We start from the raw sequence: 14,786 nt of genomic DNA on the forward strand, positions 1-14,786 counted from the left end.
GGGCGCGCGCCGTCAGGTGCGCTTCGCGACAGCGAAAACCTCTGCGTTTTCAGGTCTTGGGCGCGTGGACACGCGCCGCCCTCACCCCGGCTCGCTGACGCTCGCCCCCCTCTCCCGCAGGCGGGCGAGGGGGCAATTGCCAGCCGAGAATTAAACCGGACAGAAGTGGGTCAAGCCTGGGCATGACGGAAAGGGGGGCACAACCGGATGCCGCCTTCCGTTTCATAGCCGCCGGTCCTGGAGCTGCTGGGGTGACCCTCAGAACCCCGGGTCCTGGTAGTGGTCGCCGGTGATGAGGTTGCCGAACTTGGTGAATTCGCCGTGGAACGACAGGCGCACGGTGCCCACGGGGCCGTGGCGCTGCTTGGCGACGATGACCTCGGCGGTGTTCCACACCTCTTCGCAGCGCTGCTGCCATTTGGCGTGGCGCTCGTTGAACTTCTCGGGGGTCTCGTCGGGGCGCTGGCCGGGTTCGGCGCGTTCCAGGTAGTACTGTTCGCGGAACACGAACATGACCACGTCGGCGTCCTGTTCGATGGAGCCCGATTCGCGCAGGTCGGCCAGCTGCGGCCGCTTGTCCTCGCGCTGCTCGACGGCGCGCGACAGCTGCGACAGGGCGATCACCGGGACGTCCAGCTCCTTGGCCAGGGCCTTCAGGCCGCGGGTGATCTCGGAGACCTCCTGCACCCGGTTCTGTTCCGACGACCCGCCCGAGCCGCGCAGCAGCTGCAGGTAGTCGATGACGATCAGGTTCAGCCCGTGCTGGCGCTTGAGCCGCCGCGCCCGGGTGCGCACCGCCGAGATGGAGAGCGCCGGGGTGTCGTCGATGAACAGCGGCAGGCGGTGCAGTTCCTGCGCGGCGGTGACCAGGCGCTCGAATTCGTCGTTGGCCAGCTCGCCCTGGCGGATCTTGTGGCTGGGGATCTCGGCCTGCTCGGCGAGGATGCGGGTGGCCAGCTGCTCGGCCGACATTTCCAGCGAGAAGAAGGCGGTGACCGCGCCGTCCACCGCCTTGCGGGCGCCCAGCGCGTCGACCTCTTCCCGGTAGGCCTTGGCGGCGTTGAAGGCGATGTTGGTGGCCAGCGAGGTCTTGCCCATGGACGGGCGGCCGGCCAGGATCAGCAGGTCCGACGAATGCAGGCCGCCCAGCTTGGTGTCGAGATCGACCAGCCCGGTGGGCACGCCCGACAGCTTGCCCTGGCGCTTGTGGGCGGCCTCGGCCTGGCGCACCGCCTCGATCAGCACGGCGTTGAAGGTCTCGAAGCCGCCTTCGGTCTGGCCGGTGGTGGCAAGCTCGTAGAGCTGCGCCTCGGCCTTGCCGATCTGCTCCATGGCCGAGGTCTCGATGGTCGGCTCGAAGGCGTGGTTGACCAGATCCTCGCCCAGGGCGATCAGCTCGCGGCGCAGGTGCAGGTCGTGGATCAGCTTGCCGTAATCCTCGGCATTGATGATCGAGACCACGGAATTGGCCAGCTGGGCCAGATAGGCGGTGCCGCCGATCTCGGCCAGGCCGCCGTCGCTCTCGAAATAGGTCTTCAGGGTCACCGGATTGGCGATCTGGCCGCGCTCGACCAGCTTGGCGCAGGCGGCGAAGATGCGCCCGTGCGCCGGCTCGGCGAAGTGTTCCGGGCGCAGGAACTCGGCCACCTTCTCGAAGGCGCGGTTGTTCAGCAGCAACGCCCCCAGCAACGCCTGCTCGGCCTCGAAATTGTGGGGTGGCGTGCGGAACGTCGCGCCCTCGTTGGAAGGTGCGCCGCCGAAGGGGATGACGGATGACATGCCGCGAAGGGTAGACCGGATCGCCCGTCCGCGGGGAGGGGGATTCTTGTCCACAGGGTGTGGAACCCGGGGAAGGCGGGGCGTGGCGGCGGCAACCGGGCCTTACGCCGTCAGTTCCCTGACGGCGGCGACCAGCTGGATGGCCTGGAAGGGCTTCGACAGGATGCGGCCGGACCCGAACCGGGCCGGCAGGATGTCGCGGCCATAGCCGGTGAGGAAGACATAGGGGATGCCGCGGGCGGCAAGGATATCGGCCACCGGAAAGATGTCCTCTCCCCGGACGTTGACATCCAGGAGGGCGACGTCCATCCGCTCGTTGCAGGCCGCGTCGAGCGCCTGGTCGAGGCGGCCGAACGGCCCGACCACGTCGTATCCCGCGTCCTCAAGGGCCATCTCCAGGCCCATTGCCACCATCATCTCGTCCTCGATCACCAGCACGCGCCGGCCGGTACTCTCGCGTTTCATGGGGAAACCCCTTCCGTGTGCTGGATGATCTCGGCGGTCGCGGGGATGACGAGCGTGACCACAACCCCTTCCGGCCGGTAGTCGATGGCGGCGCGCCCTCCCAGCTCGAAGTCGAGACTGCGCCGGATCAGCTCGCTCCCCAAACCCGTGCGTTCCGGCGGTTCCACCGGGGGGCCGCCCGATTCCGTCCAGGTCAGCACCAGGTCACGGCCATTCTTGCCGGTGTCGAACGCCCATTCCACCCGCAACCGGCCGATCCTGTTGGCGAAGGCCCCGTACTTCACCGCGTTGGTGGCGAGTTCATGAATGACGATGCCCAGCGTCGTCGCCACCTGCGGCCGCAGTTCGACCTTCGGCCCGTTAAGGCTGGCGCGCGCCGCGTCGAGGATGAAGGCGTCCAGTTCGGCCTGCAGCAGCTCGGCCAGGTCGACGTCGGACCATTCCTTGGCGGACAGGATGTCATGGGTCTTGGCCAGGCCGTGGATGCGGCCGACGAATCCTTCGGCGAATTCCGCCACGCTGGTGCTGCGCCGTGCCATCTGGGCCGCCATGGACGCCACCACCGAAAGGATGTTCTTGACCCGATGGTTGAGCTCGGCCACCAGCAGCCGCTGGCGTTCCTCGGCCTTGACCATGTCGCTGACGTTGAGGAAGGTGATGATCGCCCCGTTCACCTTGTCGTACATGGTCTCGTAGGGGACGATCCGCATCAGGTAGTGGGCGCTGCCGTCGCGGCGAACCACCCGCCGCTCCAAGGGTTCCGACGTGCCCAGCACCTTGTGGACGTCCTCGACCAGACCGTCATAGTCGATGTGGCTGACGATATCGGCCAGCGACCGGCCGCGGTCGGTGGAAATCAGCTTGTAGATGGCATTCATCGCCGGGGTGAAGTTGCGGATGACGAGGTCGCCATCGAGGAAAATCGTGGCGATGCGGGTGATGTCGAGCAGGTTCCGCAGGTCGGCGCTGGCACGGTCGAGCTCATCGACCTTGCTGGCCAGCTCCGCATTGACCGTCGACATTTCCTCGTTGATGGATTGCAGCTCTTCCTTGGATGATTCCAGTTCCTCGTTGGACGACTGAAGTTCCTCGTTGAGGGACAGCAGTTCCTCGTTGCTGGACTTCAGCTCCTCCGTCGCCGTCTCGTACTCCTCCACGGTGGTCTGCAGCCGCTCGCGGGTCTGGTTCAGATCCTGCTCGAGATGAAGGAGGGCGCCGTCGCGGTCGGCGGCGCGGGCCAGTTCCGCCTTGGCGATTTCCTCGGAACTGCGGGCCGATCCGATGTCGGTGAAGATGATGAGCCAGAATGGCTGCCCGTCGATCTCGGGCAAGGGCTCGACGGCGATGTCCACCGTCTGGATGTCGCCGTCGATCTGCACCGCGACGGCGTCGCGCCGCGCCGGCCGCCCGCTTTCCTGGACTTCGCGCAGGGCCGAACGCAACGGCAGGTTCAGCCCGCCGCGCGCCATGGCCAGCAGGTTGCGGGTGGGCGCTCCCGCCGGCGCCTCGAGATACTTGCCGGTCCGTGCCGAGTAGTGGATGACCTCGCCGTCCCGGTTGACCAGGATATGGGCCGGGGCATAGCGCTCGAGGACGCGGCGTTCGAGTTGCCGCACCACGTCGTCGCCCTTGCTGGCGCGGGCCGGCACCGGCGGGCGCGACGGACGCGGGCTGCCGGGCGTGCTGGCAAGCGCCATGGCCGGCAGGCGCGAGGGGCTGTCCTTGCGCTGATAGATCCGGAACTTCTTGTCCAGCGGGGCGAACAGGCTGCCGTGCTGGGTCAGGTTCTCGGCGTTGCCGAGGAACAGGTAGCCGCCGCGACGAAGGGCGTAGTGGAAGACCGGAATGACCTGCGACTGAAGCTCGGCGTTGAAGTAGATCAGCAGGTTCCGGCACGACACCAGGTCGATCTGCGAGAACGGCGGGTCGCGCAAGATGTTCTGCGGCGAGAACAGGCAGCACTCCCTGATCTCCGGCGTCACGGTGTAGCTTTCGCCGTCACGGACGAAGAACCGGGCCAGACGTTCCGGCGACACCGAGGTGAGCAGATTCGCCGGGTAACGGCCGAGGCGGGCGATGGTCAGGGCCTCCTCGTCGATATCGGTGGCGAAGATCTGCAGGCGCGGCGCCGACATCGAATTGCCCGCCATCTCGCGCAACAGGATGGCCAGGGAATACACCTCCTCGCCGGTGGCGCAGCCCGACACCCAGACCCGGACGGCATCGGTGCTTCCCTTGCCTTCCAGGATCTTCGGTATCACCAGCTCGGCAAGGCGTCCGAAGGCTTCGCCGTCCCGGAAGAAGCCGGTGACGCCGATCAGCAGATCGCGGAACAGGGCCAGCGCCTCGTTCTCATCCGTCCGGATCAGCTGAACGTAGCCCGGCAGGTCCGTCACCTGATGCACCTTCATCCGGCGTTCGACCCGCCGCAGGAAGGTCTTGTCCTTGTAGCGGCTGAAATCGTGCCCTGTACGCTGCTGAAGCGCCGCGTAGATCGCGGTCTTGGCATCCTCGACCACAGCCCGCTGTTCGGCGATGTCGTGCCGGCTGCTCAGGCCCATGTGGCCGATGAACCCGGCGAAGCCGTCCGCCAGTTCCTCGATCGATACCACCCGGTCCACGTAGCCGGTGCCGATGGCGGCCTGGGGCATGCCCGGGTAGCTGGGGCCGTCGCCGCCGCGGCCCTGGGCGAAGGTCACCCCCCCGGCCTCGCGCACCGCCTTCAGGCCGAGCGCGCCGTCGCTGCCGGTTCCCGACAGGATCACGGCAATGGCCCGTTCGCCGAATTCTCTGGCCAGCGAGGCGAGCAGGATGTCCACCGGATTGCGTTCGTTGTGGCGCGGCTTGAGCACCAGGCGGCCATCGACGACGGTCAGCACGGAAACCGGGGAATTGAGGTAGACGTGGCCCGGCTGGATGCACTCACCGTCCCGCGCGGTGACGGTCGGCATGGTGGTGACGCGACCGATGATCTCGGGCATCAGGCTGTCGCGGTCGGGTGCCAGATGGGTGACGACGATGAAGGCGGCATGCGGTTCGGGGGGCATCCTTCGGAACAGCGCCGTCAATGCCTCGACACCGCCGGCGGATGCACCGATGCCGACGACGGCAAAGGCGGGATCGGCCATCACCAACTCCCGACTGGAATATTCAAGCTCGGATACGGGATCCGAAGCACGGCGGAAGACCCACAAATAGCGATTATAGTTCGCAGCCTGACCATCCGATACGGATAAAGCAGAACTATGGCAGGGGGCATAGAGGATTGCCACCCCGTCGGAGCGGGGGAATGGTGGAACGCCCGCATGCGTTCCTGCGGGTTCACCCATTCGCGGCCCTCGCGGCAGGTGCCGCGAGGGCCGGGCAGGGGGGCGCTATTTTCGGGTCAGGCCGGTGATCATGTAGATGCCGTCGCCGCCGCGTGCGAGCTCGAAGTCGATCCGGTCGCCGGCCTTGACCCGGGACAGGTCGATGCCGTCCGCCACCGCGAAGTCCATGGTCATGGCCGGCCAACCCAGGGCCTTGATGGGGGCGTGGGTCACCTTGACCTGGCGCGCATCGGCCCGGACCGCGTCCACGGTGCCGCTGCCGGCCACCGCCGGCTGCTTCTGCGCCATGTGGCCGTCGCCGTGGCCGGACATGGAATGGCCCGATTGGGCGAAGGCCGGTACGGCGGCGACGGCGAGGATGGATGCGAGGATGATGGTCTTCATGTCGATGTCTCCGGTCTGTCAAGTTAGCGAGGGGTTAATTCCCATGGACATAGCTTCGTCATGCCCGCGAAAGCGGGCATCCATTCCGGCGGTAGGGCCGCTATGAGCGCGATGACGAGGCGCCCTTGCGTATACATTCTGGCCAATAGGCGAAACGGCACCCTGTATATCGGGGTGACCAGCGACGTCATCCGGCGCATCTGGGAACACAAGACAGATGCTGTTGAAGGTTTTACCAAGACTTATGGCGTCCATATGTTGGTGTATTACGAGATGCACGAAACCATGCCAGATGCCATTCTTCGAGAGAAGCAAATGAAGAAATGGAACAGGGCGTGGAAGATAGAAATGATCCAGCGTTTTAATCCACAATGGCGTGATCTTTACGACGATATCATCTGAAGGCCACCACCGTATGGATGCCCGCTTTTGCGGGTATGACGAACCAAAATTACCCACTTGGAAATCCGGATTGGGAGCACTGGCCAAGGGCGCCCTTGGACGATGGCGTGGGGTTGCGGATGGCGTCGAGCCGGTTGACCAGCACGAACACCGCGGGAATGACGAAAAGGGTGAGCAGGGTGGCGGTGGCCATGCCGCCGACCATGGGGGCGGCGATGCGGCGCATGACGTCCGAACCGGTGCCGGCGCCGTACATGATCGGCAACAGGCCGGCGAAGATGGTGGCGACCGTCATCAGCTTGGGGCGCAGGCGCAGGAGGGCGCCTTCGCGCACCGCATCAAGGACGTCCTCCATGCCGACCGGCCGCCCCTCCTCGGCGGCTTTGGCGCGGCGCTTGTCCAGTGCCAGGTTCAGGTAGACCTGCATGATGATGGCGGTTTCCACCGCAACGCCGGCCAGGGCGATGAAGCCCACCACCACCGCCACCGACAGGTCGAAATCCAGCAGCCACAGCAGCCAGAACCCGCCCGACAGCGCCACCGGCAGGGTGACCATGATCACCGCCACGTCGATGGCGCGACCGAAGGCCAGGTAAAGCAGGACGACGATCAGCAGCACCGCCACCGGCACGATCATCCCCAGCCGCTTCTCGGCCCGTTCCAGGAATTCGAACGGGCCCGACCAGGCGACCGAATAGCCGGCGGGCAACTGCACCTGCTGCGCCACCACGCGGCGGGCCTCCTGGACGTATCCGCCCAGGTCGCGGCCGGCGATGTCCACATAGATCCAGCCGTTGAGCCGGGCGTCCTCGGAACGGATCATCCCCGGCCCGTCGGCTATGGCGATGCGGGCGACGTCGCCCAGGGCGATATGGGCGCCCGAGGGCGTGACCATGGGCAGCTCGCGGATGGCCTCGATGCTGGTGCGGTCGTCGTGGGGATAGCGGATGTTGATGGGATAGCGTTCCAGCCCCTCCACCGTCTCCGAGACGCGCATGCCGCCGATGGCGGTGCGGATCACGTCCTGGACGTCGGCGATGGACAGGCCGTGGCGGGCGGCGGCCCGGCGGTCGATATCGACGTCGAGGTAGCGTCCGCCCACGGTGCGCTCGGCATAGGCCGAGGCGGTGCCGGGCACCGTCTGCACCACCTTCTCGATCTCCGCCGTGATGCGGCCGATCTGCTCGAGATCGGGGCCCGCCACCTTGATCCCCACCGGGGTCTTCACCCCGGTCGCCAGCATGTCGAGCCGGTTCTTGATGGGCATGATCCACACATTGGTGACGCCGGGCACCTGGACCAGCTTGTCCAGCTCGTCGCGGATCGTCCGCATGGTCACGCCGGGGCGCCATTGGTCCTTCGGCTTCAGGCGCACCGTGGTTTCGACCATGGTCAGCGGCGCCGGGTCGGTGGCGGTTTCGGCCCGGCCGACCTTGCCGTAGACGGTCTCCACCTCGGGCAGGGTGCGGATCAGGCGGTCGGTCTGCTGCAAAATTTCCCCCGCCTTGCCGATGGAAACGGCGGGCAACAGGCTGGGCATGTAAAGGATGTCGCCCTCGTCCAGCTCGGGCATGAACTCGGTGCCCAGCTGGGCGATGGGGACGAGGGTGGACGCCGTCACCACCAACGCGGCGGCCACCATCATCACCGGATTGCGGACCACACCGCCCAGCAGCGGCCGGTACATCCAGATGAAGACCCGGCTGATGGGGTTCCTGTGCTCGGGGATGATGCTGCGGCCGCGGATGAACCAGCCCATCAGCACCGGCACCAGGGTGATGGACAGGATGGACGCCGCCGCCATGGCGTAGGTCTTGGTGAAGGCCAGCGGCTTGAACATGCGGCCTTCCTGCGCCTCAAGGGCGAACACCGGCACGAAGCTGAGCGTGATGATGAGGAGCGAGAAGAACAGCGCCGGCCCGACCTCGCAGGTGGCCTCGGCCACCACCTTCCAGCGGTTCTCGCTGGTCAGCGGCGTCTGCTCGATCTTGCGGTGCAGGTTCTCGATCATGACGATGGCGGCGTCCACCATGGCGCCGATGGCGATGGCGATGCCGCCCAGCGACATGATGTTGGCGTTGATCCCCTGCAGCCGCATGACCAGGAAGGCGGCCAGCAGGCTGACGGGCAGGAACAGCACCACCACCAGCGACGAGCGCAGGTGCAGCAGGAAGGCGGCGCAGACCAGCACCACCACCAGCATCTCCTCGACCAGCTTGTGGGACAGGTTGTCGATGGCCCGCTCGATCAGGCCCGAGCGGTCATAGGTGATCACCACCTCGACGCCCTTGGGCAGGCTGGCCTTCAGATCGTCCAGCTTGGCCTTCACGGCGGCGATGGTGGCAAGGGCGTTTTCGCCCCAGCGCATGATGATGACGCCGCCCACGGCCTCGCCCTGGCCGTCCAGCTCGCCGATGCCGCGCCGCAGTTCCGGCCCCAGGCGGATGGCGGCCACGTCGGACAAAAGAACCGGCGTGCCGCCGGGGCTGGCCTTGAGCGGGATGGCTTCCAGGTCGGCGGGCTCGTCGATGTAGCCGCCGGCGCGGACCATGTATTCGGCCTCGGCCATCTCGATCACCGAACCGCCGGTCTCCTGGTTGGCCTTCTGCACGGCGGCCTTCACCGCCGACAGCGGCAGGCCGTAGGCGCGCAGGCGCAGCGGATCGACGACGATCTGGTACTGCTTGACCATGCCGCCGATGGTGGCGACCTCGGAGACGCCGGAAACCGTCTGCAGCTCGTATTTCAGGAACCAGTCCTGGATGGAACGCAGCTGCGACAGGTCGTGCGCGCCGGTGCGGTCGACCAGGGCGTACTGGAACACCCAGCCGACGCCGGTGGCGTCCGGCCCGAGCGCCGGCCTGGCCCCCTCGGGCAGCCGCGGCGTCACCTGCGACAGGTATTCCAGCACCCGCGACCGGGCCCAATAGAGATCGGTCCCATCCTCGAAGATGATGTAGACGTAGCTGTCGCCGAACATGGAATAGCCGCGCACGGTCCGCGCCCCGGGCACCGCCAGCATGGCCGTGGTCAGCGGATAGGTGACCTGGTCCTCGACCACCTGCGGCGCCTGGCCGGGATAGGAGGTCTTGACGATGACCTGGACGTCGGACAGATCGGGCAGGGCGTCGACCGGAGTGCTGCGCAGCGCCCAGCCGCCGCCGACCACCAGCAGCGCCGTCATCATCACGATGAGGAACCGGTTGGCCAGCGACCAGCGGATGATGGCGGCGATCATTGGACCGCCTCCACCTTGACGACCTGGACCATGCCATCGGCATCCTTGCCCAGGTCGAGGCGGACCTTGGCCCCGGGCGCAAGATCGGGCATGGCCAAGCCCTCGGCCAGGGCGAAATCCATGGTCATGCCCGGCCAGCCCAGGGCCGGGATGGGGCCGTGGGTGACGTTGAGGGTGCGGGCCCCGGCATTGACGGAATTGACCGTGGCCTCGGCGGTCACCAGGTCCTCGGCCGCCTGGGGGGTGTGGCCGTCATTCTCCATGCGGGCGAACCCGGCCTTCAGGCTGGCCTCGGAATCGATCAGGAACTGGCTCGACAGCACCACCCGGGCGCCCTGGTCCAGGCCCTCCAGGATTTCCGTGCGGTCCTGGTGCTGGGCGCCGACCTTGACCGCCACCGACCTGAACCGGCCGTCGCCAAGGGCCTGCACCACCCGGTCGCTGCGGCCGGTGCGGATGACCGCCTCGGACGGTACCGCCAGCACCGGCTTGCGGGGTTTCCCCTTCAGGGTGATTTCGGCGAACATCCTGGGCCGCAGCTTCATCCCCGGATTGGCGAAGCGCAGGCGGACCCGCAGGGTGCGGGTGGTCTCGTCCAGTTCCGGATAGACGTAATCGACCCGCCCGCGCCAGACCTCCTGCGGCAGATGCGCCAGCCGGGCTTCCGCCTCCATGCCCGGGAAGACGCGGTCCGACTGGCTTTCCAGCACGTCGGCGATGACCCAGATGGACGACAGGTCGGACAGGGTCATGATGGTCTGATCGGGGCGGATGTACATGCCCTCGCCGACGCCCAGCTGCACCACGACGCCGTCCTGGGGGGCGTGGATGCGGAAGCGGTGGGCCGGCCGGCGGCTGGAGGCGATCTCCTGGATCTGGCTTTCGGACACGCCGAGCGCCCGCAGCTTGTAGGCGCCGCCCGAACTCATGCCGGCATTGCCGCGTTCGAGGTCGCGGACGTATTCCGTCGAGGTCGCCGCCAGCTCCTGCGAGAAATACTCGAACAGCAGATCGCCCTTGCGCACCTCGGTGCCCAGCGAGCGGACCACCAGCTGCTCGATCCAGCCGTCCTTGCGCACATGCACGTGCGAGGTGCGGTCCTCGTTCTGGGCGACATAACCGACGGTGCGGATGTCGGCCGAGAAATCGGCCGGCTCGGCGGTGCCGGTACGGACGCCGATGGTGTTGACCACCGCCGGCGACAGCGTCACCTGCGCGTCGTCGCCGGCCTTCCGGGCACCCGGCTCCTCGCCCTCGTAGACGGGGATGAGGTCCATGCCCATGGGCGACTTGCCGGGGGCGTCGCGCCGGTAATTGGGGTCCATGGGCGCGACCCAATAGGCGATCTTCTTCCCGGACGGGGGCGCGCCGCCGGTGCCCAGGCGTTCATAGGCGATACCGCCCGCCGTGCCCACGGCCACGGCCACGGCGACGGCCAGCAACCAACGTGCCGACATGGGATGTTCCTTCCAGCCAGACTTCAGGGCGGCGCGACCGGTCGCGCCACGTCAAGGGCAGTCAGGCGGAGAAACGGGGGGGGCGGAGGGTCGGCGGGACCGAGTGGGCGACCGAGATTTCGCCCGGCGCGTGCCGATGCACAATCGCTACCGGGACAAGCGCGGCAAGCTCGATGACGGCCGGAAGGGTCCCGGCAACGCCGGTGCCGCAGGCCATCACCCAGGACCCGCAATGGCCGGGAACCATGCCGGCCGACCCGTCCTGGCATGCCGCCGCCTGGCGCTCGCCCATCTCGGCATGGCCGCTATGGGTGGCGTGCTGCGGCGCGTCCATGCGGTGCCCCGCCATGGCGTGGCCGCGGGCCTGCGCCGGCCCCGGATGCCGCCCCAGATCGGCGACGGCCGGCCACGCGCCGAGCATCACGGCGGCGACGAGCAGGACCAGACGAAGGGCAAGAGGACGCATGGGATTTCCGGGGCGACCGACCACCGCTGCAGGCTACCGCCGCCGGGCAGCCGGCGTCAAGCTCGGGCGGCGAGGAATCGGGGGAAGGCAGGACGTCCCGCAGGGTCGTCGTCGCCCCCGCGTTTCGGTTGGCTCCGGCTCGCCCATCCTCTCTACACGGTTCTGTGTATGTTCTGGACTATTGTTGTGAAATGCGGTATATATTCCGTCATCGGACGCCGTAGCAGAACGAGGTGCCGTCACATGCTTAATCTCAAATCCCCCATTGGCACGAACTACCGCATCGAGCCCAACGACCTCATGAACACCAAGCTAGCGCTCAACCAGCTTGGCTACTACGATATCCCGCCCCACCGCGGCATCGACGACTGGACCGACGACGCCATGTTCGACGGCATCAAGCGTTTCCAGAAGGACAACGGCCTGAAGGTCGATGGCTTCATGCGGCCGGAAGGGCCGACGGAGCAAAAAGTAAACATACGCCTAGCTGCAAATGAGGGGCCTTCCCAGTCAGGCCAAGGCAAGCCGGGTGTCGTAGATACGGTTAAGCAAGGCATGGGCGCGGCCGGCGATCTGCTCGGCAATTACCTGGACATGCGCATTGGTAATATAAAAAATTCGGACAGGTATTTTCACTGCAAGGGCAACTGCGAGGCCGCTCGCCGTGGTCCGGCCGGTGAGACTACGGCCGAAACCATTGGTAATGCCCGCGAATGGTGGGATCAAAACGTAAAAGGCTACCCCAGTTGGGACAGCGACGAGGATCAAAAAGCCAACCGCACTGGACGGGCGGCAGGAAGAATTGGTGGGCAGTCCTGCGGCGCTGCGTGTGGTCAGTATCGTCCCAACGGATTGCCTTCGAGGTACTGAAATGAAAAAATGGTTGATCCCTCTTCTGATCGCAGTGGCTGCCTTCGTTGCTGGCGGCAAAGTCTGCGCATTCTTCGCCCAGGACGCTTGTTTGGATGCAGGAGGGAGTTGGGACGGTCGCAGAAATCTGTGCCTGGGCGTGGATACACCCACCGAGTCCTCTCCTCGGTAACTCGGCGGGGCGGTTCGGGGTGGGCTTACATCACGCAAGCCCGCCCCGACCAAACCGTTTCGGTTGGCGCCCGCCCGCCCATCCTTTATGCTTGCCCCCCGCCTTCCGCCAGCACGATTGAAGCCCGATGACCACCGACACCCGCGTCTATCTGTACTACATAAATTGACAGTTAATGTGTTGTTTTAATTAGATATTTTTTGTACACAGGGCGCGCACATGGCTTAGGTTGTTGCGATCTTGGGGCAGAAACGCTAGCGTTGATGCACAACTGATACACAACTGCTGCGCGGAAACGTTGTGAATGCTCCCTAAGCCGCAGAGCCAGGGCCGTGGCATGCGGACAAGGCTTGAAATCCCCGGTGTGCAGGGTCTCGTCGTTTTCCAGCGCCAGGATGCCGGTGATAACTGGTACGCGCGCATCCCCATCCGCGTGCCCGGCGAGCGCCGCTACAAGGTCATGGTGCTCCGCGACGAGAACGGCCAGACCACCACCAGCCAGGACATCGCCATCCAGCTTGCCATGCTGGAATACGGCAGGGTGTTGGCAAAGAAGAAGGACGGCACCGTCTCGACCTTGTGGGACGTGTCGTTCGGCCGGGTTCTCGATGAGTACCTTGAGCACCTCCAGGCCGATCCAAAATCAAAGCCGTCCACTCCGCGCCGCGCTCGCTTTGCGGCCAAGCCGTTGAAGGACTACTTCGACGGGCGTACGCCCATCCTGGATGTCGCCAAGCGTCTGGATGAATACCCGGCGTGGCGCTTGCGGCAGCCCGTCCGAGCGGGCAAGCAGCCGCGAGCCAGCAAACGCTCTTCCATGGCCGCCAATGCCGAGCGCGTGGAACCGAAGCTGGTTGCCCCCACAACCGTCCAGCATGAGATGAATGTCCTCAACGCCTGCCTCACTTGGGCGGCCAAGAAGAAGGGCTACCTGCGACTGGAGGACATTCAGGACTATCGCTTCGGCGTGGACGACGAGGAAAAAGGCACTCGATCTGCCTTGGAGCGCAGCGAATGGGAGACCATTCGCGATTGGTGCTGGGAGTGGGCGCAGTCGAACAATAACGCCTATACCCGTCGCCGCCGGACGATGTTCTACTATTACTGCATCTTCCTGGTGCATTCCGGTATGCGCGTGGGAGAAGTGCATCATTTGCGGTGGCGCGACATCCTGATCACGCATGTCGAGGACGAGGTCGAAATCCGGACCGAGATCACCATCATGGTCAACAAGTCCAAGCAGAAGCGCAAACGCGATCACATCCCCATGCCAGAGATCGAGGACGCCATCGTCGAGCTACAGGTGCAGCGTTCGGAGTTCCCAGGCGACAATTTTCAAAAGCCTGACGACTATGTCTTCTGCAACGAAGATGGCACGCCCGTTTACAACAATGCCTGGGGCGATCTGTGGAAGGACATGTTGAATGCGCTCTATGAGACGCGCGGCATTGACCTGCGGACGGACAGAGACGGCAGGGCGATCACAAGATACTGCTTGCGCCATTCCTACATGACGTGGCGCCGCATCGAGGGTGGGGCGTCCTACGATGATCTCGCGGAGAATACCGGCACATCGGCCGCCATGCTGCGCAAGACCTACATCAAGACCAACAATCAGGCCAACCGGGCCAAGCTGACCTATGTCCGTCCCGAGCATGTGGCCGAACGCGAGGCCGCGTACCAACAGCGGTTTGGAGTATCGAGGGCATTGGATCGGGACGAAGAAAAAGCTCTCGCTGACGAAGAAGACCTCGATGCGCTGGGGTGAGGCGCAGCGCCCGTAGACGCCCTGCGCGCTCCACCGCTATAGCAGCTGTATCGGGCGCAATGCCCAATCCCGGAGACGTGCCCGCGCAACAGCGAGGGCCGCATGGACCGCACAGCACGTATCGCCGAACTCAACGACCGCCTTCGCCGCGACCACACTTGCGGCAAGGTGGTCATCACTAGAGGCATCCAGGCACTCGGCCACCAATCCATCCTGGACGTGCTCGCTGCCGTCGCAGCATTCTCCGATTTCACCCCCGACAACGATCCCTACTCCGAGCATGATTGCGCGGTGATGACCGTTGGCGACCATTGCGTCATCTGGAAGATCGACTACTACGACACCGACCTGAACTTCGCCTCAGACGATCCGGCGAACCCCGGCGTGACCATCCGCGTGCTGACCATCATGTTGTCGGACGAATGGTGATGACGGGCGCAGAGCCCAAGGGGGCGT

General features: G+C 65.7%; 11 protein-coding genes. 4 read left to right on the plus strand and 7 right to left on the minus strand.

Annotated elements, in window-relative coordinates; genetic code table 11:
• Positions 1–258: 258 nt before the first annotated feature.
• The 4 genes from MTBUT4_RS15365 to MTBUT4_RS15380 form a co-directional block, all read right to left on the minus strand.
• Positions 259–1,779 (minus strand): replicative DNA helicase, encoded by a 1,521-nt coding sequence (locus MTBUT4_RS15365; protein WP_173980575.1) that lies wholly within the window; start codon positions 1,777–1,779, stop codon positions 259–261.
• A 102-nt stretch (positions 1,780–1,881) separates the two neighbouring features.
• Positions 1,882–2,244 carry a response regulator gene (locus tag MTBUT4_RS15370; RefSeq protein ID WP_173980576.1) on the minus strand — a complete coding sequence of 121 codons (363 nt, stop codon included), beginning with the start codon at positions 2,242–2,244 and terminating at the stop codon, positions 1,882–1,884.
• Entirely contained in the window at positions 2,241–5,372 is a 3,132-nt protein-coding gene (locus tag MTBUT4_RS15375) for a CheR family methyltransferase (protein ID WP_173980577.1), read from the minus strand. The genes MTBUT4_RS15370 and MTBUT4_RS15375 overlap by 4 nt, the downstream gene beginning before the upstream one ends.
• 246 nt (positions 5,373–5,618) lie before the next feature.
• Positions 5,619–5,957 carry a copper-binding protein gene (locus MTBUT4_RS15380; protein WP_173980578.1) on the minus strand — a complete coding sequence of 113 codons (339 nt, stop codon included), beginning with the start codon at positions 5,955–5,957 and terminating at the stop codon, positions 5,619–5,621.
• A 60-nt stretch (positions 5,958–6,017) separates the two neighbouring features.
• Here MTBUT4_RS15380 and MTBUT4_RS15385 point away from each other — a divergent pair, with 60 nt between their 5' ends.
• Complete coding sequence (locus MTBUT4_RS15385; protein WP_254434886.1) at positions 6,018–6,359, plus strand: GIY-YIG nuclease family protein; 342 nt, start codon at positions 6,018–6,020, stop codon at positions 6,357–6,359.
• 49 nt (positions 6,360–6,408) lie between these two features.
• On the opposite strand, the gene MTBUT4_RS15390 is transcribed toward MTBUT4_RS15385, so the two are convergent.
• The 3 genes from MTBUT4_RS15390 to MTBUT4_RS15400 all read right to left on the minus strand — a co-directional run bounded on the left by MTBUT4_RS15390 (position 6,409) and on the right by MTBUT4_RS15400 (position 11,520).
• Positions 6,409–9,597 carry an efflux RND transporter permease subunit gene (locus MTBUT4_RS15390; RefSeq protein WP_173980579.1) on the minus strand — a complete coding sequence of 1,063 codons (3,189 nt, stop codon included), beginning with the start codon at positions 9,595–9,597 and terminating at the stop codon, positions 6,409–6,411.
• Entirely contained in the window at positions 9,594–11,054 is a 1,461-nt protein-coding gene (locus MTBUT4_RS15395) for an efflux RND transporter periplasmic adaptor subunit (protein WP_173980580.1), read from the minus strand. The genes MTBUT4_RS15390 and MTBUT4_RS15395 overlap by 4 nt, the downstream gene beginning before the upstream one ends.
• Positions 11,055–11,115: 61 nt before the next feature.
• Positions 11,116–11,520 (minus strand): hypothetical protein, encoded by a 405-nt coding sequence (locus MTBUT4_RS15400; RefSeq protein WP_173980581.1) that lies wholly within the window; start codon positions 11,518–11,520, stop codon positions 11,116–11,118.
• A gap of 243 nt (positions 11,521–11,763) precedes the next feature.
• Here MTBUT4_RS15400 and MTBUT4_RS15405 point away from each other — a divergent pair, with 243 nt between their 5' ends.
• The 3 genes from MTBUT4_RS15405 (at position 11,764) to MTBUT4_RS15415 (ending at position 14,759) form a co-directional block, all read left to right on the plus strand.
• Entirely contained in the window at positions 11,764–12,390 is a 627-nt protein-coding gene (locus tag MTBUT4_RS15405) for a peptidoglycan-binding protein (RefSeq protein ID WP_173980582.1), read from the plus strand.
• Between the two features lie 476 nt (positions 12,391–12,866).
• Positions 12,867–14,330, plus strand: a complete 1,464-nt coding sequence (locus tag MTBUT4_RS15410) for a site-specific integrase (RefSeq protein WP_173980583.1) — start codon at positions 12,867–12,869, stop codon at positions 14,328–14,330.
• 102 nt (positions 14,331–14,432) lie between these two features.
• Positions 14,433–14,759, plus strand: coding sequence for a DUF3768 domain-containing protein (locus tag MTBUT4_RS15415; protein ID WP_173980584.1), 327 nt, complete (start codon positions 14,433–14,435; stop codon positions 14,757–14,759).
• The last annotated feature ends 27 nt before the right edge of the window (positions 14,760–14,786 follow it).

It is taken from the genome of Magnetospirillum sp. UT-4, assembly GCF_902729435.1.
Lineage (GTDB): Bacteria > Pseudomonadota > Alphaproteobacteria > Rhodospirillales > Magnetospirillaceae > Magnetospirillum.

Coding starts and splice junctions, on each gene's coding strand:
- MTBUT4_RS15365 (WP_173980575.1), bottom strand. CDS start 1,779: ATGTCATCCGTCATCCCCTTCGGCGGCGCACCTTCCAACGAGGGCGCG.
- MTBUT4_RS15370 (WP_173980576.1), bottom strand. CDS start 2,244: ATGAAACGCGAGAGTACCGGCCGGCGCGTGCTGGTGATCGAGGACGAG.
- MTBUT4_RS15375 (WP_173980577.1), bottom strand. CDS start 5,372: ATGGCCGATCCCGCCTTTGCCGTCGTCGGCATCGGTGCATCCGCCGGC.
- MTBUT4_RS15380 (WP_173980578.1), bottom strand. CDS start 5,957: ATGAAGACCATCATCCTCGCATCCATCCTCGCCGTCGCCGCCGTACCG.
- MTBUT4_RS15385 (WP_254434886.1), top strand. CDS start 6,018: ATGCCCGCGAAAGCGGGCATCCATTCCGGCGGTAGGGCCGCTATGAGC.
- MTBUT4_RS15390 (WP_173980579.1), bottom strand. CDS start 9,597: ATGATCGCCGCCATCATCCGCTGGTCGCTGGCCAACCGGTTCCTCATC.
- MTBUT4_RS15395 (WP_173980580.1), bottom strand. CDS start 11,054: ATGTCGGCACGTTGGTTGCTGGCCGTCGCCGTGGCCGTGGCCGTGGGC.
- MTBUT4_RS15400 (WP_173980581.1), bottom strand. CDS start 11,520: ATGCGTCCTCTTGCCCTTCGTCTGGTCCTGCTCGTCGCCGCCGTGATG.
- MTBUT4_RS15405 (WP_173980582.1), top strand. CDS start 11,764: ATGCTTAATCTCAAATCCCCCATTGGCACGAACTACCGCATCGAGCCC.
- MTBUT4_RS15410 (WP_173980583.1), top strand. CDS start 12,867: ATGCTCCCTAAGCCGCAGAGCCAGGGCCGTGGCATGCGGACAAGGCTT.
- MTBUT4_RS15415 (WP_173980584.1), top strand. CDS start 14,433: ATGGACCGCACAGCACGTATCGCCGAACTCAACGACCGCCTTCGCCGC.